At 63.1% G+C, this 20,948-nt stretch carries 14 protein-coding genes; 6 read left to right on the top strand and 8 right to left on the bottom strand.

Translation table 11 applies throughout. The features are described from left to right. The first annotated feature begins 32 nt into the window (after positions 1-32). Both panB and KHO31_RS39735 read left to right on the top strand, forming a co-directional pair. Positions 33-848, top strand: coding sequence for a 3-methyl-2-oxobutanoate hydroxymethyltransferase (gene panB / locus KHO31_RS21145; RefSeq protein ID WP_201080240.1), 816 nt, complete (start codon positions 33-35; stop codon positions 846-848). A gap of 142 nt (positions 849-990) precedes the next feature. Next, entirely contained in the window at positions 991-1,125 is a 135-nt protein-coding gene (locus tag KHO31_RS39735) for a hypothetical protein (protein ID WP_268961923.1), read from the top strand. Between the two features lie 47 nt (positions 1,126-1,172). Here KHO31_RS39735 and pabB read toward each other — a convergent pair whose 3' ends face one another. From pabB to grpE, 4 genes are all read right to left on the bottom strand, one after another. Further along, entirely contained in the window at positions 1,173-3,062 is a 1,890-nt protein-coding gene (gene pabB / locus KHO31_RS21140) for an aminodeoxychorismate synthase component I (RefSeq protein ID WP_201080238.1), read from the bottom strand. A gap of 24 nt (positions 3,063-3,086) precedes the next feature. After that, positions 3,087-4,229 (bottom strand): molecular chaperone DnaJ, encoded by a 1,143-nt coding sequence (gene dnaJ, locus KHO31_RS21135; RefSeq protein ID WP_201080236.1) that lies wholly within the window; start codon positions 4,227-4,229, stop codon positions 3,087-3,089. 267 nt (positions 4,230-4,496) lie between these two features. After that, positions 4,497-6,449 (bottom strand): molecular chaperone DnaK, encoded by a 1,953-nt coding sequence (dnaK, locus tag KHO31_RS21130; RefSeq protein WP_201080234.1) that lies wholly within the window; start codon positions 6,447-6,449, stop codon positions 4,497-4,499. Positions 6,450-6,801: 352 nt separating this feature from the next. After that, positions 6,802-7,386, bottom strand: coding sequence for a nucleotide exchange factor GrpE (grpE, locus tag KHO31_RS21125; RefSeq protein WP_201080232.1), 585 nt, complete (start codon positions 7,384-7,386; stop codon positions 6,802-6,804). A 377-nt stretch (positions 7,387-7,763) separates the two neighbouring features. Here grpE and KHO31_RS21120 point away from each other — a divergent pair, with 377 nt between their 5' ends. After that, entirely contained in the window at positions 7,764-7,925 is a 162-nt protein-coding gene (locus tag KHO31_RS21120) for a hypothetical protein (protein ID WP_012431795.1), read from the top strand. On the opposite strand, the gene KHO31_RS21115 is transcribed toward KHO31_RS21120, so the two are convergent. The 3 genes from KHO31_RS21115 to hrcA all read right to left on the bottom strand — a co-directional run bounded on the left by KHO31_RS21115 (position 7,897) and on the right by hrcA (position 10,587). Continuing rightward, a complete protein-coding gene (locus tag KHO31_RS21115) occupies positions 7,897-8,304 on the bottom strand; it encodes an RNA-binding S4 domain-containing protein (protein WP_201080230.1) in 408 nt (135 codons plus the stop codon). The genes KHO31_RS21120 and KHO31_RS21115 overlap by 29 nt on opposite strands. A gap of 8 nt (positions 8,305-8,312) precedes the next feature. Continuing rightward, the gene (hemH, locus tag KHO31_RS21110; RefSeq protein ID WP_201080228.1) at positions 8,313-9,383 is read right to left on the bottom strand and encodes a ferrochelatase; all 1,071 of its coding nucleotides are present in this window, start codon (positions 9,381-9,383) and stop codon (positions 8,313-8,315) included. Between the two features lie 184 nt (positions 9,384-9,567). Beyond that, positions 9,568-10,587: a heat-inducible transcriptional repressor HrcA gene (gene hrcA, locus KHO31_RS21105; protein ID WP_054040981.1), complete on the bottom strand. Its 1,020-nt coding sequence runs from the start codon at positions 10,585-10,587 to the stop codon at positions 9,568-9,570. Between the two features lie 354 nt (positions 10,588-10,941). Here hrcA and KHO31_RS21100 point away from each other — a divergent pair, with 354 nt between their 5' ends. Further along, positions 10,942-11,844 carry an NAD kinase gene (locus KHO31_RS21100; protein ID WP_201080226.1) on the top strand — a complete coding sequence of 301 codons (903 nt, stop codon included), beginning with the start codon at positions 10,942-10,944 and terminating at the stop codon, positions 11,842-11,844. Between the two features lie 86 nt (positions 11,845-11,930). After that, positions 11,931-13,601 (top strand): DNA repair protein RecN, encoded by a 1,671-nt coding sequence (gene recN / locus KHO31_RS21095; protein WP_201080224.1) that lies wholly within the window; start codon positions 11,931-11,933, stop codon positions 13,599-13,601. A 138-nt stretch (positions 13,602-13,739) separates the two neighbouring features. On the opposite strand, the gene glnE is transcribed toward recN, so the two are convergent. Further along, entirely contained in the window at positions 13,740-16,556 is a 2,817-nt protein-coding gene (gene glnE / locus KHO31_RS21090; RefSeq protein ID WP_211620449.1) for a bifunctional [glutamate--ammonia ligase]-adenylyl-L-tyrosine phosphorylase/[glutamate--ammonia-ligase] adenylyltransferase, read from the bottom strand. Between the two features lie 197 nt (positions 16,557-16,753). Here glnE and KHO31_RS21085 point away from each other — a divergent pair, with 197 nt between their 5' ends. Beyond that, the gene (locus KHO31_RS21085; RefSeq protein WP_211624106.1) at positions 16,754-20,935 is read left to right on the top strand and encodes a YhdP family protein; all 4,182 of its coding nucleotides are present in this window, start codon (positions 16,754-16,756) and stop codon (positions 20,933-20,935) included. Positions 20,936-20,948 lie beyond the last annotated feature (13 nt).

The following is a 20,948-nucleotide window of genomic DNA, read 5'->3' as shown; positions in this document are numbered from 1 at the left end:
CACGCCCCCTCTTTTCCCAACGGATTTTCCCCATGACCTATTTGCAGGAAGCGAGCCGGAACGCTATCACCGTGCCGAAACTGCAGGCGATGCGCGACGCCGGTGAAAAGATCGCCATGCTGACCTGTTACGACGCGAGCTTCGCCGCGCTGCTGGATCGTGCGGGTGTCGACGTCCTGTTGATCGGCGATTCGCTCGGCAACGTGTTGCAAGGCCAGACCACCACGCTGCCGGTGTCGCTCGCCGACATCGCGTATCACACGGCGAGCGTGGCGCGGGCGCGGCCCTCGGCGCTGATCGTGGCCGACCTGCCGTTCGGCACGTACGGCACGCCGGAGGACGCCTTCAGGAGCTCGGTGGAACTCATGCGTGCCGGCGCGCAGATGGTGAAGCTCGAGGGTGGCGAGTGGCTCGCGGACACGGTGCGCTTTCTGGTCGAACGGGCGATTCCCGTGTGCGCGCACGTCGGTCTGACGCCACAATCGGTGCATGCGTTTGGCGGCTTCAAGGTGCAGGGCAAGACCGAAGCGGGTGCGAACCAACTGCTGCGCGACTCGCTCGCCGTGCAGAATGCGGGCGCCCAACTGATCGTGATGGAAGCGATCCCAACGCTGCTCGCGAGCGAAGTCACCAAACAATTGCGGATTCCGACGATCGGCATCGGCGCGGGTCTGGACTGCTCGGGTCAAGTGCTGGTGCTGCACGACATGCTGGGAATTTTCCCCGGCAAGCGGCCGCGCTTTGTGAAAGATTTCATGCAGGGGCAGCCGAACATCCAGGCTGCAGTGGAAGCGTATGTGCGTGCCGTGAAGGACGGTTCGTTTCCTGGGGCGGAGCACACGTTCTAAGCACCCGGCCTACCAGCAAATCAAATTAGTCGGGTGCATCCACGCCTGTTTTGGGACCCGTCTGATATCGCCTGGAAACCTGGTCGTCTATCTTCGTCTACCTTGTTAACGCGGCTTTGCCGCTTGCCGAAGAGAGATGACCATGAGCCCCTTTTGCCTGATCGACGTAGCGGGAATCCGCAACCACGCCACCGCACCGCACGACACGCGGGAATCCACATGGCTCGCACGCCTGTCCGGATGGATGATCCGCGTACTGCACGTTCGCCACAGTTAAGCCTGCCCTAGGACTCGCGACGTTCAAAGCTGACAACGCGGCTAACCTCAGCCCAACACGTATGCCTGTACCGCGCCTCGCAGCGCGTTACACACCAGAAGCGCTTTAGCATTCTGCACATCGACCCGAGTCAGTACGCGTTCAGCCGCCTGAAGGTCGGTATCCTCTAGCAGCACGCCTCGCATGATCCCGGGCAGCACGCCCGAATTTAATGGTGGTGTCCACCACCGTCCGGCCAGTTTCACAAACACGTTCGACCGGCCACCTTCGGTCAACTCGCCGCGCTCGTTAAAGAACAGTGTGTCGAAAGCACCCTTCTCTTCCGCTTCACGCCAGCCGCGATCGTATTCCGCGCGCCGCGTGGTTTTGTGGCGCAGCAGCGGATCATCGGCGTGAGTCGCCAGGAAGTCATGGTCCGGCCCGAGCAGCACGCCCACAGGCGACTCGGCCAGTGGAGTCAGCACTGCTGCCGTTATCTGCACCGTGCCATTTTTGCTCAACACGAGGCGCATACGGTGTGGGGTTTGCGCTGGCAACGCCGCACATTTCTCTGCGATTTGCGCGTGAATTGCGTTTCCGTCGTCGAGTTTGAAACCGAACGTCGCGGCACTCGCCGAAAGGCGCGCGAGATGGCGCGACAGATGCCGCACGCCCTCTTCGCGCGTCGCATACATCGTTTCGAAGAGCTCGAAACCCGGCTCGGCGCCGGTCAGAAAGCTGGCCTTCAATTGGCACTCCGCATATTCATCGGCCGCGACGCTGTCGAGCACGATGCCCGCGCCGACGCCCATCTTGCCTTGCAGTTCACCCAGTTGCGCGGTCGGACTTAAAGTCAACGTCCGAATCGCGACGGACAGGCAGAAATCGCCGCAGGCGTTTTCGCTTTTGGCCGTCGAGGGCGCATCGAGCCAACCGATCGCGCCGGTGTAGAGTCCCCGCGGCGTGCTCTCGAGCTCTTCGATCAATTGCATCGTGCGATGCTTCGGCGCACCGGTGATCGAGCCGCATGGAAACAGTGCGCGCATGATCTCGGCGAAAGATGTGCCGGCGCGCAACGTCGAATACACCGTGGACGTCATCTGCCAAACCGATGCATACGGTTCGACCGAAAACAGCGCCGGCACATTAACCGACCCAGTCTGCGCCACGCGCGACAGATCGTTGCGCAACAGGTCGACGATCATCACGTTTTCAGCACGATTCTTCGGGTCGTTCGCAAGGAATTCGGCGGCATGACGATCAGCCACGGGGTCGGCTGATCGCGGCGCCGTGCCTTTCATCGGCCGGGCGCGCAACATGGCACCTTGCTTCTCGATGAACAGCTCTGGCGAACACGACAGCACCCAGTTGCCGCCGGGTAACGCGATCAGCGCACCGTACGGTACCGGCTGACGAGCCCGCAGGCGCCGATACAGCGCGGTCGGCGAGCCAAACACATCAAAATCAAGCCGATACGTGTAGTTGACCTGATAGGAGTCGCCCGCGCGCAAGGCGGCATGGATCGCATCGATTGCTTCGTTGAATTGTTTTGGATCGACGCTCGCGCGCACGTTCGCCGTGCCCGCCACCGATGGCTCGGGCGCGCCACCGTCGCGCTCCACGAGCCACGCATCTGCGTCACCGCGCGACAGTTTCTCGCAACGTTCAAACAATAAAAAACGCAGCGTGGCATCGCCACGCTGCGTTTCTTTCAATGCCCGGTGAGAAAGGCCGCCGCCGAGAAGACGCCGTCCAAACTCATAGTCGGCGAGCAAGACGGCATGCAAACCACGCCGAGTGTCCGCGGCCACGGCCTCGCACACGGCTTCGAGTTGCGCGGCGTCCGCGCAAACCCGTTCATGCACAAAACCCGTGTACAGACGGCTCGAACGGCGCGTCGCCGTCGCGCCGCAATCGTCGAGCAACGCGAAAACTGCGTCGCGCTCATCTGCCGTCATGCTTGCCGCCAAATCAAACTGCCATTAATCGAAGAAGCTCTTCACCCGATCAAACCAGCTTTTGCTCTGCGGGCTATGCCGCGCGCCGCCTTCCACGAGCGCCTTCTCGAATTGCTGAAGCAACTCGCGTTGCGGCTCGGTGAGCTTGACCGGCGTTTCGACTTGCACATGCACGTACAGATCGCCGGCAATGCTTGAACGCAGCCCTTTGATGCCCTTGCCACGCAGACGGAACGTCTTGCCCGACTGCGTGCCTTCCGGCACCGTGAAGCTCGCACGGCCCGCGAGGGTCGGGACTTCGATTTCGCCGCCGAGTGCCGCCGTGGTGAACGGAATCGGCATCTGGCAATGCAGGTCGTCGCCGTCGCGCTCGAACACCGAGTGTTGCTTGATGTGAATCTCGACGTACAGATCGCCTGACGGACCACCGTTGATACCCGGCTCACCGTTGCCAGCCGAGCGGATGCGCATGCCGTCGTCGATACCTGCCGGAATCTTCACTTCCAGCGTCTTGGTTTCCTTCACCTTGCCCGCGCCGTGGCAGTGGCCGCACGGTTCAGGGATATAGGTGCCGGTGCCGTGGCACTTCGGGCAAGTCTGCTGGATGCTGAAGAAGCCCTGCGACATCCGAACCGAACCCGAACCGCTACAGGTCGGGCAGGTTTCCGGCTTGGTGCCGGGCTTCGCGCCCGAACCATGACAGATTTCGCACGACACCCAGCTCGGCACGCGAATCTGCGTGTCGTAGCCGTGTGCGGCCTGTTCCAGCGTGATTTCCATGCTGTAGCGCAGATCGGCGCCGCGATACACCTGCGGGCCGGCACGGCCTGCGCCGCCGCGTGCGGCACCGCCGGCCGCCTGGCCGAAAATGTCGCCAAAAATATCGCCGAACGCATCGGCAAAACCGCCGAAACCTTGCGCACCTGCTCCGCCCATGTTCGGATCGACGCCAGCGTGGCCGTACTGATCGTACGCAGCACGCTTTTGCGAGTCCGACAGCATTTCATAGGCTTCCTTCACCTCTTTGAAATGCCCTTCCGCATCCTTGTTGTCCGGATTGCGGTCGGGGTGGTGCTTCATCGCAAGCTTGCGATAAGCCTTCTTGATTTCGTCGTCGCTCGCGTTCTTTGCGACGCCCAGAACCTCGTAGTAATCCCGTTTCGCCATATCGGTTCAACGCCACTCGCGCAATGGGGCGCGGTGGCTCCTCTTGAATGCTGGAGTCTTGCGACTCGTCCGGCCGCTGTTCAAACCGTTTTCTACGCGGCTCAGACAACGTCCTCCATAAAACAAATGTGCCCGGAGAGCCCCAAAAGGCTCACCAGGCGCGATAACCGCTTTGCAGGTTCATGCACCCGGATGGGAGCAAACCGTTTTGCAGCCAGGCCGCACACATTGCTGTGTGCGGCTTTACGGTCAAATTGCGACCCGGCTTTAGTCTTTCTTCACTTCCTTGAACTCGGCGTCGACGACGTCGTCCTGCTGCTGGCTCGCGCCACCCGCCGATGCGCCCGCACCTGCCGCACCCGCTGCCGCAGCTTCGGCACCTTGCGCAGCCTGCATGTCGGCGTACATCTTCTCGCCCATCTTCTGCGAGGCGGTCGCCACCACTTCGATCTTGGCTTCGATCGCGGCCTTGTCGCTCGAACTGCTCTTCAGCGTTTCTTCGAGGTCCTTCAGCGCGGTTTCGATCGCTTCCTTCTCACCAGCGTCCAGCTTGTCGCCGTATTCGGTGAGCGCCTTCTTCGTGCTGTGGACCAGCGCGTCGCCCTGGTTGCGCGCATCGGCCAGCTCACGCAGCTTGTGATCTTCTTCCGCGTTCGCTTCGGCGTCCTTCACCATCTTTTCGATTTCAGCTTCGGAGAGGCCCGAGTTCGCCTTGATCGTGATGCGGTTTTCCTTGCCGGTCGCCTTGTCTTTCGCGCCGACGTGCAGAATGCCGTTCGCGTCGATGTCGAAGCTCACTTCGATCTGCGGCGTGCCGCGCGGTGCAGGCGGAATACCTTCGAGGTTGAACTCGCCCAGCAGCTTGTTGCCCGCTGCCATTTCGCGTTCGCCCTGGAACACCTTGATCGTCACGGCACCCTGATTGTCGTCAGCCGTCGAGTAGACCTGTGCGTGCTTGGTCGGGATCGTGGTGTTCTTGTTGATCATCTTGGTCATCACGCCGCCGAGCGTTTCGATGCCGAGCGACAGCGGGGTCACGTCGAGCAGCAGAACGTCTTTGCGGTCACCCGACAGAACCTGGCCTTGAATCGCGGCGCCCACTGCCACGGCTTCGTCCGGGTTCACGTCACGGCGCGGTTCCTTGCCGAAGAACTCCTTGACCTTGTCCTGCACCTTCGGCATACGCGTCATACCGCCGACCAGAATCACGTCGTCGATCTCGCCGACCTTCACGCCCGCGTCCTTGATCGCTGTGCGGCACGGTTCGATCGTGCGTTCGATCAGCTCTTCAACCAGCGCTTCCAGCTTCGCACGCGTGATTTTCAGGTTCAAGTGCTTCGGACCCGACGCGTCGGCCGTGATGTACGGCAGGTTGATTTCGGTTTGCTGGCTCGACGACAGTTCGATCTTCGCCTTTTCAGCCGATTCCTTCAGGCGTTGCAGCGCGAGCACGTCTTTCGACAGGTCGACGCCCTGTTCCTTCTTGAACTCGCCGATGATGTAATCGATGATGCGCTGGTCGAAGTCTTCACCGCCGAGGAACGTGTCGCCGTTCGTGGACAGCACTTCGAACTGCATTTCACCGTCAACGTCTGCGATTTCGATGATCGACACGTCGAACGTACCGCCACCCAGGTCATACACGGCGATCTTGCGGTCGCCCTTTTCGGCCTTGTCCAGACCGAATGCCAAAGCGGCTGCGGTCGGTTCGTTGATGATCCGCTTCACTTCCAGACCGGCGATGCGGCCTGCGTCTTTGGTCGCCTGACGCTGGCTGTCGTTGAAGTACGCGGGAACCGTAATCACAGCTTCGGTGACCGGCTCGCCGAGGTAGTCTTCAGCGGTCTTCTTCATCTTGCGCAGCGTTTCCGCCGAGATTTGCGGCGGCGCGAGCTTCTGATCGCGCACTTCGATCCATGCGTCGCCGTTATCGGCCTTCATGATCTTGTACGGCATCAGACCGATGTCTTTCTGCACTTCTTTTTCTTCGAAGCGGCGGCCGATCAGGCGCTTGACGGCGTACAGCGTGTTCTTCGGGTTCGTGACCGACTGACGCTTAGCCGGCGCGCCGACGAGAATCTCGCCGTCTTCCATGTAAGCGATGATCGACGGCGTGGTGCGCGCGCCTTCGGAGTTCTCGATCACCTTGACCGAATTGCCTTCCATGATCGCCACGCACGAGTTGGTCGTGCCGAGGTCGATGCCGATGATTTTGCCCATTTTTACTAATCTCCTAACTTTGATCGCTGCGGGAATCGCCTTTTTTGCCCAGTTGGCGGTAAGGCGATCCGCTCTCAATTCCTACCTGCACTCAACATAAGTGCGTCCGCATCGTTTTCAAGACCTCTTTTACGATGCGGTCTTTATTTTTTTCAATCGGCCGAACTTTTGCCGCTTTTTTCACCATTGGTCACGCTGCCGGCCGCATTGGCCACCCAGCGCCGAATGACTCGGCGCTGAGCGCCGCCATGCCGAAGACGGCGAACGCGGCAGCATCGACGGGAATGTTGGCCACGGCGGCGTCTGTCAGGCCGAACGCCTGACAGCGGGCTTCTGAAACGGCTTCTGATGCTTACTTCGGCGCCGCGACGGTCACGAGGGCCGGACGCAGCACGCGGTCGGCGATCACGAAGCCTTTTTGCAGCACGGCAACGACGGTGTTCGGCTCCTGATCGGCCGGCACCATTGAAATGGCCTGGTGACGGTGCGGGTCGAATTTCTCGCCAACCGGACTCAGGGCGACGACGCGGCCCTTCTCCAGCGCGCCGGTGAGTTGGCGCAGCGTGAGTTCGACACCTTCGCGGACTTTTTGCAGGTCGTCGGACGAGTGAGCGACCGCCGCTTCGAGGCTGTCGATCACCGGCAGCAAATGCTCGGCGAAGCTTTCGATCGCGAACTTGTGGGCCTTGGCGATATCGTCCTGAGCGCGGCGGCGCACGTTCTCGGTCTCAGCCTTTGCCCGCAGGAAGCTTTCCTGCAGCTCGGCAATCTTCGCCTCAGCTTCGGCCAACGCGGCTTCCACGCCGGCTGCCGGCGCTTCAGGAGCAGCGTTTGCAGCCACGTCCTGAGGGATTGCTGCGGCCTCGGCGGCCTGGCGCGCGGTTTCGTCGGCGGGCGTGGGATTCTGGCTCGTCGGGTTCTCTTGCGTGTTTTCCATGTCGCTGAAAGTCGTTAAAAAGTTAAAGCTAACGGTGGCGGCAACGCGTCAAAGCTAGCGCAATTTGTGCGTTGCAAAATTGCGACAGACAACTTGGTGCGTTAACGCGTATCGAAACGGCAGATGGGGCCGGAAAGACCCATTTCAAGCGCCTCTCCCGGAACTTTTCGTACCACCGACGCGCGGCCGAAATGCTCGGTTACAACCATTATTGTGTCGCAATCAGATTGAGATTGAGTGCGTCGGCCAAGTGGCCTATCCTCCAATAAAGCATCGGAAAAGACACGTTAACCCTAATCTAACGTAAGCCTTACCGAGTTTTTGCAATTCCACCCTATTTGCCTGTTTCCATCCTGAATCTTCCCAAGGGGAGTACCGTGAAACTGACCTTTGCAATATCGGTGGTCGCATTGGTACTGATCGCGGGCACCACGACCATCTGCATGTCCGGGGCCGTCAACGATCACACCACCGAGTACGGCGGTGTGCACGCGACGATGGAACAGTTGTTCAATCCCCACCTGAAAGTTTGTCGATAGTGCGCCGGTCGCGCTTGGTCGGCCTGCCGTGTAAAGCGGCGGCCGGTTCGCGGTACGTCTTGCGCCGCTCCTGCTCGACCAGCCGCTTCGTCTTGCTCTCTTCGGTTTCCGCATAAAGCGTCTGCGCGATGCTGGCTGGGCCGCGCACGTCGCACACGCCCAGCACTTCCACCTGCCACACAATCCGCTCTATTTCGATCTCGACCAGGTCGCCGACCCGCACGTCTTTGGCCGGCTTGATGCTGGCGCCGCCAATGCGCACGTGCCCTTTGTCGACGGCATCAGCCGCGAGCGAGCGGGTCTTGAAGAACCGCGCCGCCCAAAGCCATTTGTCGATGCGCAGCTTCGCGCCCGGTTCGGTTGCAATCCTGTAATTCATGAGCCTGCTTAAGCCCCGGTGGTGTGCGGCACCGGCACCGCTTGCACGGGCCAGCCCTGAAGATTCTGCGCAACGATTTCGCCAAGCGCGGCGATCCACGGCTGCGAGGCGTTCACACACGGAATCCGATGAAACTCCTTGCCGCCCGCCTGCAGGAACTCGTCACGCACTTCCATGCCGATTTCTTCAATCGTTTCAAGGCAGTCGGCGGTAAAGCCCGGACAGAACACGTCGGCACGCCGCACGCCCGCCGAGCCTAATTCTTTCAGCGTGGGCGCGGTGTAAGGCTGCAGCCATTCGGCCTTGCCGAACCGCGATTGAAACGTGATGCGGCATTCCACCTGCGTCAATCCCAGCGCCTGAGTCAACAACGCCCCGGTCTGCTGGCATTGTTCGTGGTACGGATCGCCGAGATCCATCGTGCGTTTGGGCACGCCGTGAAAGCTCAACACCAGCTTGTCGCCCGCCGCGAAGTCCGGCCGGCCGTGCTGATGCCAATAATGATGCACCTGGGCAGCGAGCGCGGCGATATAAGCAGGATGATCCGCGTACTGGCGCACCGTGCGCACTTCCGGCTGATTGCGCATGCGCTTGAGGGCTGAAAAGGCCTCGTCGAAAGCCGTGGCCGTGGTCGACGAAGAGTATTGCGGATACATGGGCATCAGCAGCACGCGCTCGGCGCCCGCCAGCTTGAGCTGGTTCAGCATGGCCGGAATACCTGGGGTGCCGTAGCGCATGGCGTAGTCGACCAGTACCGTGTAATCGTTCAATTGCAGCAGATGGCGCAAACCTTCTACCTGCTTCTCCGTGAAAACACGCAGCGGCGAGCCTTCCGGCATCCACACGGCCGCGTACTTCTTCGCTGACGCAGGGCCCCGGAACGGCAAAATCAACACACGCAGGATCACCTGCCAGAGCAGCGCCGGAATTTCGACCACGCGAGGATCGGACAAAAACTGCGCAAGATAGCGACGGACCGCACGCGGCGTCGGCGCGTCGGGCGTGCCGAGATTGATCAGCAACACGGCGACACGGTGTGACGTGGCGTTCTGTGATGGCCGCTCGAGGTCGAAGCGCATAGGCAGCAGGGATAACCGCTTTAGGCGGGGAGTCGGTTCAGGTGGGGTTCATTATAGCGGCGCGGTCCATTGCAAGGTCCGCCAGGCACCCCTGGCCATTCGGCCAATTGGCAAGCCGCGCGCCGTCGCGCATCATTTGCAGCATGAGGTGCCGCAGCCTGCGGATACCGCAGGTTACTGCTGATCACTGTTGACTAAGCGTCAGTGAAAGCAGCCGCGCGGTAATGTCAACAATCGGAATCACGCGGTTGTAGGCCATGCGAGTCGGCCCGATCACGCCGAGCGTGCCGACGATCTTGCCGTTGACTTCATAAGGCGCGGTCACCACGCTCATTTCCTCGATCGGCACGAGATTCGACTCGCCGCCGATGAAAATCTGCACGCCCGCGGCGTGACTCGACACGTCGAGCAACTGAAGGAGACTGGTCTTTTGGTCGAACACATCGAACAGCTTGCGCAAGCGCGCCATGTCCGACGAAAGGTCGGCGACTTCGAGCAGATTGCGCTCGCCGGAAATCAGCACCGTCTCGCCGGTGTCGGATTCATCTGTGCTGGCCGTGACCGCGGCGTGCATCAGCGTGGTCATATCACCGCGCAGTTCGTCGATTTCTTCGCGCAGGCGGCGGCGCACGTCGTCGAACGAAAGGCCCGCGAAGTGCGCGTTGATGTAATTGGAGGCTTCCACCAGCTGCGACGGCGAAAAGTCGCGCTGGGTGGCCATGATGCGGTTCTGCACGTCGCCCTCGGGCGTCACGATGATCAGCAGGATGCGCTTGTCCGACAAGCGCATGAATTCGATCTGCTTGAACACGTGGCTACGGCGCGGCGTGAGCACCACGCCGGCGAACTGCGACAGATTGGACAACACGCTGGCCGCCGCGGCGACGACTTTCTGCGGTTCGCCCGCCTGCAGCGTAGTCTTGACGATACGCATCACCGCTTCTTCGTCCGCGGCGGATTCCACCGTCAGCATGGTATCGACGAACAGCCGGTAGCCGCGCGGCGTCGGAATGCGGCCCGCTGAAGTATGCGGACTGATCACGAGCCCCAGGTCCTCGAGATCGGACATCACGTTGCGGATCGTTGCCGGGCTCAGTTCGAGGCCGGAATAGCGTGACAACGTGCGCGAGCCGACCGGCTGACCTTCGGCGATGTAGCGCTCGATCAGCGTTTTGAGGAGGGTTTGTGCGCGGGGATCTAGCATGACGGAAAATTTTAGCTCAATGACGCGTCTACAGCGAGCGCTAACGGCGCCAACCCCTGACTATCGTGCCGCCCGCTGGCGGGGCCGCGCCTGTTTTTCAGTGCGGCGCGTTGACTGGCGCCATGTCCAGCATCTTTGCCGGCGCGTCGCCCAGGCTCATGCCCGGCGCCTCGTCTGCCACCATTCCGGCGAATCCGCTGGCGGCACGCCGCCGAATTACAACCGGCGCACATGTCATCAAGGTTTCACCATTCTAACGATAATCGCCCGATACGCTGGCAGCCCGCCTGCACGAGCCTGCTACCGGGTCTGTCTGCGGTTCTTTTCAGGCCCTACCTATGGTGTAATGCCGGCATGCAAGTGACCAGCCAGTTCAAGACCGTCGCGCTCGTCGGGCGCAACAATACGCCGGGCATCGGCGAGCCGCTGACCGCGCTCGCCTCGTGCATCGCGAGGCGCGGCTTCGAGGTCGTGTTCGAAGCCGACACCGCCGCTGAAATCGGCGTCACCGACTATCCGGCGCTGCGTCCCGCCGAGATCGGCGCGCGTGCCGACGTTGCCGTGGTGCTGGGCGGCGACGGCACGATGCTAGGTATTGGCCGCCAGCTTGCGCCCTATCGCACGCCGCTGATTGGCATCAACCACGGGCGGCTCGGGTTCATCACTGACATCCCGATCTCGGACATGCGCGAGATCGTGCCGCAAATGCTCTCCGGCAACTTCGAGCGCGAAGAACGCATGCTGCTCGAAGCGCGCATCATGCGCGGCGGCACCCCGATCTATCACGCGCTGGCTTTCAACGACGTGGTGGTCAACCGTAGCGGTTTCTCGGGGATGGCGGAACTGCATGTGTCGGTGGACGGGCGCTTCATGTACAACCAACGCTCGGACGGCCTGATCGTCGCCACGCCTACGGGTTCGACCGCCTACGCGCTGTCCTCGCAGGGGCCGATCCTGCATCCGCAATTACAAGGCATCGTGCTGGTGCCGATCGCGCCGCATGCGTTATCGAACCGGCCAATCGTGCTGCCGGACGACTCGAAAGTGAGCATCCAGATAGTCTCGGGCCGCGAAGTGAACGTCAATTTCGACATGCAGTCGTTCACCTCGCTGGAATTGGGCGACACGATCGAAGTGCGCCGCTCGCGTCATACGGTGCCGATGCTGCACCCGGTCGGCTACAGCCATTTCGCGACGCTGCGCAAGAAGCTGCACTGGAACGAATACCCGTCGCACGAAGAAGATACCAAGCCCTGAGCGGCCGGGCCGCCGGAACGCCGGCCCCCGGACCGCGAACGCCGCCGCTGCCGAACCCTGAATATCAAGCTCATCAGACGACCTCCATGCTTCGCCACCTCTCGATACGCGACTTCGTCATCGTCGCCGCGCTCGATCTCGAATTCGACAGCGGCTTTACCGTTTTTTCAGGCGAAACAGGCGCCGGCAAGTCGATCCTGATCGACGCGCTGGCACTCGCGCTTGGCGCCCGCGCCGACGCGAACGTCGTGCGCACCGGCGAGAGCCGTGCCGATATCACCGCCGAGTTCGAGACGCATGCGCAAGTCGAGCAATGGCTCGACGACCAGGCGCTCGGCACCACCGCCGACGACGGCCATCACGGCAGCACCGTCATGCTGCGTCGCGTACTGGATGCGAACGGCCGCTCGCGGGCGTTCATCAACGGCACGGCCGCAACACTCGCGCAGTTGCGTGAAGTCGGCGAGATGCTGGTGGATATTCACGGGCAGCATGCGCACCAGTTGCTGATGCGCCCGGACGCGCAACGCGAACTGTTCGACACCCACGCCGGCCTCACGGAAACGGCAGCAGCCGTTACCCGTGCATGGCGGTCGTGGCGCGAAAAGGTCCAGGCCGTCGAGCACGCGCAAACGCGCGACCGCGAGCTGCAACTGGAACGCGAGCGCCTCGCCTGGCAACTCACTGAACTGGACAAGCTTTCGCCGCAATCGGGCGAATGGGAAGAGGTCAACACCGAGCACCGGCGCCTGTCGCACTCAGCCAATCTGATTGACGGCGTTCAGGGGGCACTCGGCGCGCTCTCCGAATCGGATGAGGCGATGATCACGCATCTTGCCTCGATCGTGTCGAAGGTGCGCGACCTCGCTGAGATCGATCCGGCATTGAACGACGTGCTGGCGGCGCTGGAACCGGCCGAGATCCAGCTGCAGGAAGCAGCCTATTCGCTCAGCCACTACGCGCAGAAACTTGAACTGGATCCTGACCGGCTCGCCCAGGTCGAAAAGCGTCTCGACGCGCTGCACTCGGCCGCGCGCAAATTCCGCCTGCAGCCGGAGACGCTGCCGGAAGAACATGAAGCGCGTCGCGCGCAACTTGCCGCGCTCGACGCCGCAGCCGACCTCGACAGTCTGCACGCGGCCGTTGCCCAGGCTAAAGAAGCTTTCCTCACCGAAGCAAAAAAACTGTCGAAGGCGCGCGCCAAGGCCGGTAAGGCTTTGGGCGCGGCAGTGACCACAGGCATGCAGGAACTGTCGATGAAAGGCGGCAGCTTCGAAGTAGCGCTGGTGCCGTTGCCGGAAGGCGGCGCGCATGGGCTCGAGCAGGTCGAATTCCGCGTCGCCGGTCACGCCGGCGTGCCGCTGCGGCCGCTCGCGAAGGTCGCCTCAGGCGGCGAACTGGCGCGGATCAGTCTCGCATTGGCCGTCATTGCGAGCGCCGCGAGCCCGACCCCAACCCTGATCTTCGACGAAGTGGATACAGGCATTGGCGGCGGCGTCGCTGAAGTGGTTGGACGACTGCTGCATCAACTGGGACAGGCGCGTCAGGTGTTGTGCGTCACGCACTTGCCGCAGGTCGCCGCGCGCGGCGACCATCATTTCCAGGTGGCGAAGGCGGGCAACGGCAAGGGTGGCACGGTTAGCAGCGTGACCTCGCTGGACCGCGCGAGCCGCGTCGAAGAAGTTGCGCGGATGCTCGGCGGACTGGAGATCACCGCGACTACCCGCAAGCATGCAAAGGAAATGCTGGCGGCTTAGTTATCGCGTGGCCAGGCCATGTGCAAATACGCGAAGGCAGCACCGGCTGGCTTCGCGTAACGAAAGCGGCGAAACGGCTCAACCCTCGACTAACGTATAAAGCCGCTGCGGACCTGGCGGCGCAACTTGCCGCCCAGATCACGCCCTGGCACCCGGCGGCCGTTCGCCGAATACCCGCTCCCAAAGCCGCAACACGGCTTCGCACTCAGTCACCACCAGTGCCGGATCGACCCGCGCCTTCTCCATCCCGTCCAGTCGCAGCTTGTGCTGCAACTTCCGGTAGATCCGATAAGCCGCGCCGACCGTCTCCGCTTCCGTCTCGCTCATCAAGCCAAAGCGCGACACTTCACGCAGCAACGCGATATTGCCGGTATTGCGGATCAGTTCAGGATCGCCCGCTGCATGCAGCAGCACCCAGTACTGCACGGTGAATTCGATATCGACCATACCGCCGCGATCGTGCTTCAGGTCGAACAGCGCCGTATGGTTCGGATGCCCCGCCTCGACGCGCTCGCGCATCTCGACGATTTCCTTCGCGAGCGGCGCGGCTTCGCGCGGCGTGGTCAGCACCTGTTCGCGAATCTGCTCGAATTTCGCGCCGATTTCTGCGTCGCCCGCGCAGTAGCGCGCGCGGCTCAAGGCCTGATGCTCCCACACCCACGCTGTATTGGCGGCATCGCCTTCGCGCAGTTGGTAACGGCGGAACGCGTCCAGATCGGTGACGAGCAGGCCCGACTCGCCGTTCGGCCGCAGCCGCAAGTCGACATCGAACAAGGTACCTGCACCGGTCGCCGTCGTCAGCCAGGTGATGAGGCGGCGGGTGTAGGTGGCGTAGACGTCGGCGGCGGCATCGTCCGGATCGTCGTAGAGGAAGATCACGTCGAGGTCGGACGCGTAACCGAGCTCCTTGCCGCCCAGCTTGCCATACGCGATCACCGCAAACTTCGGCACCTCGCGGTGGCGTTTGGCCAACTGCTTCCAGACCGCCTCGAGCGTGACGTCGAGCACGGCGTCGGCGAGCTCGGACAGGCGGTCGCTCACATGCTCGACACTCAGCCTGCCGGCCAGATCGATCAGCAGGATGCGGAACACCTCGGCCTGGTGCGCGTGGCGCAGCAGGTCCATCTGTTGCTCGATGCCGTCCGCCGCGGCCAGACGCAAGCGCAGCGTGCGCTTGAATTCAGGCCAGTCGAACGGACTGTCCATCGCCTCGTCGTCGAGGAGTTCGTCGAGCAATTGCGGGTGGCGAATCAGATAGCCGGCGGCCCAGCGCGAACCACCCAGCACTGAGAGCACCCGGTGCAGCGCTTGCGGATATTCGGTCAGCAGCGCGAGGTACGCGCCGCGCCGGCTCACGGCTTCAAGCAGGTCGAAGAAACGCGCCACCGTATCGCCGCGCCGTTCGGGCGGCTCCAACGTCCGCGCGGCCTCCAGCGCACGCTGCGCGACGATATCGAACCGTTGGCGGCTGCGCTCGGCGAGCCCCGCGTAACGCGACGACTGCCACACCGCGCGCAGGCGCGCCAGCAACTCGTCCGGCTCGGGCACGCCCAGTTCGATCAGGCGCGCGCGAAGCGCTTCGTCGGCGCTGTCGTCGGCGAGGGCGCTGCTCCAGACCCACGCCGCCGCGCCGTCTTCCGGTGCGCCGCAACCGTCGCGGCCGCTCACCTTGTCGGCAAAGATCTGGTCGAACTGCTGCTCGACGAACTCGCGGTGCACGTCGAGTTTGAGCATCAGCGCGGCATAGTCGTCGCAACCCATTGCGTGCGCGAGCGCCACCCGTTCCTCAGGATCGACCGGCATCGCGTGGGTTTGCGCGTCGTTGCGGTATTGCAGACGGTGCTCGAGTTCTCGCAAGAAGCGATACGCCTGCGAGAGCTTCACGCAGACCGAGGTATCGATCAGCCCGTGCGTAGCCGCGTGCCGCAAAACGGCGAGCGTCGGGCGCACCCGGAAGCCGGCGTCCTGGCCACCCCGGATCAGTTGAAATACCTGAGCGCTGAATTCGATTTCGCGGATGCCGCCGCGGCCCAGCTTGATGTCGTCAGCCTTGTCGGGGCGCATCGAGGCGCGGCGCTGCGCTTCCTGGCGAATCTGCAGATGCAGCGCGCGAATCGCACTGATCACCCCGAAGTCGAGATACCGCCGGTAGACGAACGGCGTGACGATCGCGTCGAGCTGCTTCTGCAGCCGCTCCGCCGCCTCGCTCGCACCTTCGGACACGAGCCGACCCTTGATCCACGCATAGCGCTCCCATTCGCGGCCCTGCACGTAGAAATACTCTTCGAGCATGCCGAGGCTGCACACGAGCGGCCCCGAATCGCCGTTCGGCCGCAAACGCATATCGACCCGGAACACGTAACCGTCCGCGGTCACCTCGGCCAATGCGCCGATCAGGCGCTTACCCAGACGCGTAAAAAAGTCCTGCGTCGCGATTGGCGAACGCTGACCGCCGGCGGTCTCACCGTCCTCTTCATAGACGAAGATCAGGTCGATATCCGACGACACATTCAGCTCGCGGCCACCCAGCTTGCCCATCCCGACCACGCCGAGCGTAAGTCGCTCGCCCTGCGGTCCGCGCGGTTCACCATAGAGCAGTTCGAGTTCGGCGGACACGACCGCGAGAGCGCGCTGGATCGTCGTCTCCGCGAGATCGGTCATCGCGCCAGTGACTTCGGCGACATCCGCCTCGCCCGCCAGGTCGCGCTCCATGACGGCGCAAAATACCTCGGTGCGCAATTGGCGCAAGGCCCGTTTGAGTGCATCCTCGCTCAATGGGCCACCGCCCGCGCCGGCTGCCTCGGCGCACAGCGCGTCAAAGCGCGCGTCGATCCGTTTGCGTGTGAGGGGTGCGGACGCAAGCGCCGCCACCTGCGCCACGATTTGCGGACGAGCCGCCGCGGCGCGCGCCGCGTAATGTGAATAGCTGGAACTCAGGAGAGTGGCGTCAGTCATCAAGGGTCTGGCTCGCTCGTTGCTTTATCAGCGTTGTTCAATTCGCTGCAACACACAGGCCCAAGCGGGGTCCGGCACCCTCGCGCAGGTCGCAAGACGGCATTGAGAAAGGGTTTCCCGGAGGTCCGCCGACGCTTTCCCGTGTGTTACATTTCGTCGTTAATTCGCAAAACTACCATACGCCCACCCGCCGCAGCATGTCCGAGCGAAACGAATCCGCCGACCCGCACGAAACCGGGCAGGTCCGGCCCGCGAGCGGAAGCGCCCACGTGGTGCTGCATCGGACGTCGCACGTGTTGATGGCGCTCGCACTCGCCTTCTACTTCATCGCGGCGGCCCTGTTTCTCGGTTTGCGTTACGTGCTGCTGCCGCAGATCGACTCGTTCCGGCCGCGCATCGAAGCCACGGTCTCCGAGAAGCTGCACACGCAATTCACCATCGGTAAGCTGGCACCGCATTGGAGCGGCTTTCAGCCGGGCCTCGACGTCACCGATATCGTCATTCGCGACCCAGAGGGCAAAGCGGCGCTGACCATTCCGCACGCCACCGCCGCGCTCTCCTGGAAGTCGCTGTGGCAGTTCCATCCCGCGCTTTCCAGCCTGATCGTCGATCAGCCCGACGTGCTGGTGTCGCGCAGCAGCGACGGCGTCATTTCGGTGGCGGGCGTGCCGGTGCCGACCCGGCACAGCGGCAACGACACCCTGTCCACGTGGCTATTGCGCCAACAGGCGATCGTGGTGCGCGGCGGCGTACTGCGCTGGCGCGATGCGCAGCATAACGCGTCGGAGCTTGCCCTGCGCGACATCCGGATCGCCATTCTCAACGACGGCTACGATCACCGGCTCGCGTTGCAGGCGCCCGCCGACGGCCATGTCCTGCACGGACCGATCGACTTCCGCACGCATTTCAAACACGCCCGCCTGTCCGCGATCGGCAAGCCGATCAACTGGGCCGGACAGGTCTATATGTCGACCGGCCCGGTCGATCTGCCGACCCTCGCGGACTACATCAATTTCCCGATCGAGATGTTCGCCGGCCGCATCGACAATGCGATCTGGGCCGATTTCGCCGATGGCCGGATGACGTCCGCGAGCGGGCAACTGGCCGGCACCGATGTCTCCATGCGGGTGCGTCCGACCCAGCCCAAGCTGGTCGTGCCGATCGCCAATTTCTCGTGGCGTCTGGACGTCGGCCAGGGCGACTACAGGCTGCAACTGAGCAACCTGCGAGCCGAACTCGGCCAGCCGCCGCTCGACGACGGCACGCCGCTCACCCGCACGCTTTCGCTATCCACGCTGAACGGCCACTACCGGACCGCCTCGCTGCAGTATGGGCAACTCGTCAGTGTCAGCGGCGACCGCGTCGACCTGGGCATCCTCGCCGAATTTAGCCGCGCGCTGCCGTTTCCGCGGCCCCTGCTGAACAATCTGTTGCGCTTCAATCCGCGTGGCATGATGGCGAACTATGTGATCGAAGTCGAACGCGGCAAACCCGAATCCGGCGAAGCGGGCGGCGACCGCCGGCCGGGCGGCGCCGAGCCGATCGAGCGCTACCGTTTCAAGGGCGACCTGCAGGGCATCAGCGTCGCCGCGCAGGAACCGCCGCCGGGGCTCACCGCACTCAATCACCCACGCGCGGGCATCCCCGGGATCGAAAACCTTTGGGGCAGCGTCGACGCCGACGAAAGGCGCGGCACCGCGGTGCTCGACACCTCCAATGTTGCAATTACGCTGCCCGGGGTGTTCGACGACCCGCGCCTGAAACTCGACCGTCTGCATGGCCGGGCAGACTGGACCATTTCACCGAAAGCGCCAGGCGAAAATCACCGGGCCTTCTCCGTCAAACTGGCCGACTTCGGCGTCTCGAACGCGGATGCTGACGCCACCGCCACTGCCGATTACAGCAACCCTGGCCACGGCCGCGGCTCGCTTGACCTGAAGGCCGACTTTCAGCGCGCGCAGGTCACGGCCATCGCCCGCTATCTGCCGACCAGCATCAGCGAAAAGCTGCGCATCTACCTGGGCCATGGGTTGCAAGCCGGCATGTCGCGTGGCGCGTTGATCGAAATACACGGCGATCTGACCAAATTCCCCTACAACCGCGCCCCGGAGGCCGGGATCTTCCATATCGTCGCGCCGTTCAAGGGCGGCAAGTTCGATCCGTCGCCGTATCCGCCGCGCAAGATGAAGAACGGCACGCCGAACGTGTGGCCGTCGCTGGATGGCATCGACGGCGTGTTCGAACTCAAGCAGAACGTGCTGCGCTTCGATATCGACCGCGCCCATTACAAGCGGGTCGCTTTACACAAGGTAAACGGCAGGATCGACGATCTTGGCACCAAGGCGTCCGACCTCATCATCACGGGCAACGGCCGTGGGCCGCTTGCCGACATGCTTGACTACGTCGACGCAAGCTCACTCGGCATCATGGCCAAACATGCAACCGAGAAAGTGCACGCGGACGGGCCGGCCGCGCTGGCGCTCAAACTGACCGTGCCGCGCACGCCGAAGCCGCATATCGCGGTGGAAGGCGCGGTGGGCTTCCAGAATGATCGATTGACTATCGATAACGTGCCGCCTTTGTCGCAACTAAACGGCAAAGTGCGCTTTACCGAACATACGGCGCAGATCGACCGGCTCTCAGGTCAGTTCCTCGGCGGTGATGTGCATGCGAATGGCGGCCTGACGAAGGACGGCACGTATGCGCTCGATCTCGGTGGCCACATTGCCGTCGATGCCGCGCGCGGCCTGAATCTGCATGGCCCGGCCGCGCAGGTTTTGACGCGCATGAGTGGCAGCGCGCCCTACGCGCTCAACGTGCGCGGCACCAAGGGGCGGTTGCCGGAAGTCACGGCGAAGTCCGATCTGACCGGCCTTGCGCTCGACTTCCCTGCGCCGTTCAACAAACCGGTCGGCACGCCGATGCCGCTGCGCTTCGCGGTCAGCCCCTCCAACAGCACGGGCGAAGCCGGTCTGGAACGCGTCGACCTCACCTTCGGCCCAATTGCCGCCGCTTACGTGCTGCGCTACCAGCCGAAAACGCCGCCGACGGTCGTACGCGGCGCAATCGGCGTCAACAAGCCCGCCGACTTGCCGTCCGATGGCGTGATCGCCGCCGTGGACGTCGAAGCGTTCGACGCCGACGCCTGGCGCGCGCTCGTCACGCAAATGCGTGAAAAGGAAGCACCAACGCCTGCGCCAGCTGCGCCGAATCCGACCCTTGCGCAGTTCCTGCCGAGCCGCTTCGCGCTGCACATCGACACGCTCACGCTGCTCAAGCGGCACTGGGACAGCGTCATCGTCGGCGCATCGCATGCGGACGGCAAATGGCAGGCCAACATCGCGTCGAACCAGGTGTCGGGCCATGTTTCGTGGTTGCCGGGCGCCAATAAGGAATCGCCGGGCACGCTGCAGGCGCGCTTTGCCCGCGTGGTGATTCCCTCGGCCACCGACAAAGACCTGCTCGGCCAGGCCATGTCGGCGCCGGCGCAGAACATGCCGTCGATCGATCTGGTGGTCAATGAGTTGATCGTGCGCGATCGCAACATAGGCAGGCTCGAAGTCGACGCGCACAACTTCGACGAAGACGGTGTGCCAGTCTGGCAACTCGACAAGCTCGACATCACCAACCCCGCCGCCACACTGACCGCCACCGCGAACTGGCGCACCTCGACTGGCCTCGGCAACACCGCCGATGAAGCGACGCCGCGCCGTACGGTGTTCGATTTCAAACTTGACATCAAGGACACCGGCGCGCTGCTGGAGCGCTTCGGCCAGCCGCATACGATTAAGGCCGGCAACGGCACGCTGTCGGGCAAGGTGGTGTGGCGCGGCGGCCCGACCACGATCGACTATCCGACGCTCAACGGCAATCTGGCCGTCGATCTGCGCCATGGGCAGATTCTCAAGGTCGATCCGGGCGTCGCGAAACTGCTGGGCGTGCTCAGCCTGCAAAGCCTCGCGCGCTTCGCCACGCTCAATTTCCGCGACGTGATCGGTGAAGGGCTGCCGTTCGAGCGCGTCACCGGCACGGGCCAGATCCACAATGGCATTGGCCGCACTGAGAACTTCGAGATGGTGACGGCGCCGGCCCGGGCTGAAATGAAAGGCTCGGTGGATCTGGCGCAGGAGACCCAGGATCTGCACGTGCTGATCGTACCGACCGTCAGCGCCGGCGCCGCCGTGATCGCCGCGACCGTGATCAATCCGCTGCTCGGACTGGGCGCGCTGGTGGCCGATCTGGCGTTCAGCAAATCAGTCTCCACGGCGTTCGCACGCGAGTACGCGATCACCGGTTCGTGGTCGAAACCGCACATCGAGCGGGTGACGAGCGATCGCGGTAAGATGGACGCTCCGGCTTCGGCCGTGGAAGCGCACTGAGCCCGATCCGATC

Origin of the sequence: Paraburkholderia domus, assembly GCF_905220705.1 — a bacterium.
Taxonomy (GTDB): Bacteria; Pseudomonadota; Gammaproteobacteria; order Burkholderiales; family Burkholderiaceae; genus Paraburkholderia; species Paraburkholderia domus.
The sequence above is the reverse complement of the archived record's forward strand: the minus strand, read 5'-3'. Positions and strand labels throughout refer to the sequence as shown.

Excerpts from the sequence above, each read along its gene's own strand:
- panB (WP_201080240.1), top strand. The coding sequence starts at position 33 with ATGACCTATTTGCAGGAAGCGAGCCGGAACGCTATCACCGTGCCGAAA.
- KHO31_RS39735 (WP_268961923.1), top strand. The coding sequence starts at position 991 with ATGAGCCCCTTTTGCCTGATCGACGTAGCGGGAATCCGCAACCACGCC.
- pabB (WP_201080238.1), bottom strand. The coding sequence starts at position 3,062 with ATGACGGCAGATGAGCGCGACGCAGTTTTCGCGTTGCTCGACGATTGC.
- dnaJ (WP_201080236.1), bottom strand. The coding sequence starts at position 4,229 with ATGGCGAAACGGGATTACTACGAGGTTCTGGGCGTCGCAAAGAACGCG.
- dnaK (WP_201080234.1), bottom strand. The coding sequence starts at position 6,449 with ATGGGCAAAATCATCGGCATCGACCTCGGCACGACCAACTCGTGCGTG.
- grpE (WP_201080232.1), bottom strand. The coding sequence starts at position 7,386 with ATGGAAAACACGCAAGAGAACCCGACGAGCCAGAATCCCACGCCCGCC.
- KHO31_RS21115 (WP_201080230.1), bottom strand. The coding sequence starts at position 8,304 with ATGAATTACAGGATTGCAACCGAACCGGGCGCGAAGCTGCGCATCGAC.
- hemH (WP_201080228.1), bottom strand. The coding sequence starts at position 9,383 with ATGCGCTTCGACCTCGAGCGGCCATCACAGAACGCCACGTCACACCGT.
- hrcA (WP_054040981.1), bottom strand. The coding sequence starts at position 10,587 with ATGCTAGATCCCCGCGCACAAACCCTCCTCAAAACGCTGATCGAGCGC.
- KHO31_RS21100 (WP_201080226.1), top strand. The coding sequence starts at position 10,942 with ATGCAAGTGACCAGCCAGTTCAAGACCGTCGCGCTCGTCGGGCGCAAC.
- recN (WP_201080224.1), top strand. The coding sequence starts at position 11,931 with ATGCTTCGCCACCTCTCGATACGCGACTTCGTCATCGTCGCCGCGCTC.
- glnE (WP_211620449.1), bottom strand. The coding sequence starts at position 16,556 with ATGACTGACGCCACTCTCCTGAGTTCCAGCTATTCACATTACGCGGCG.
- KHO31_RS21085 (WP_211624106.1), top strand. The coding sequence starts at position 16,754 with ATGTCCGAGCGAAACGAATCCGCCGACCCGCACGAAACCGGGCAGGTC.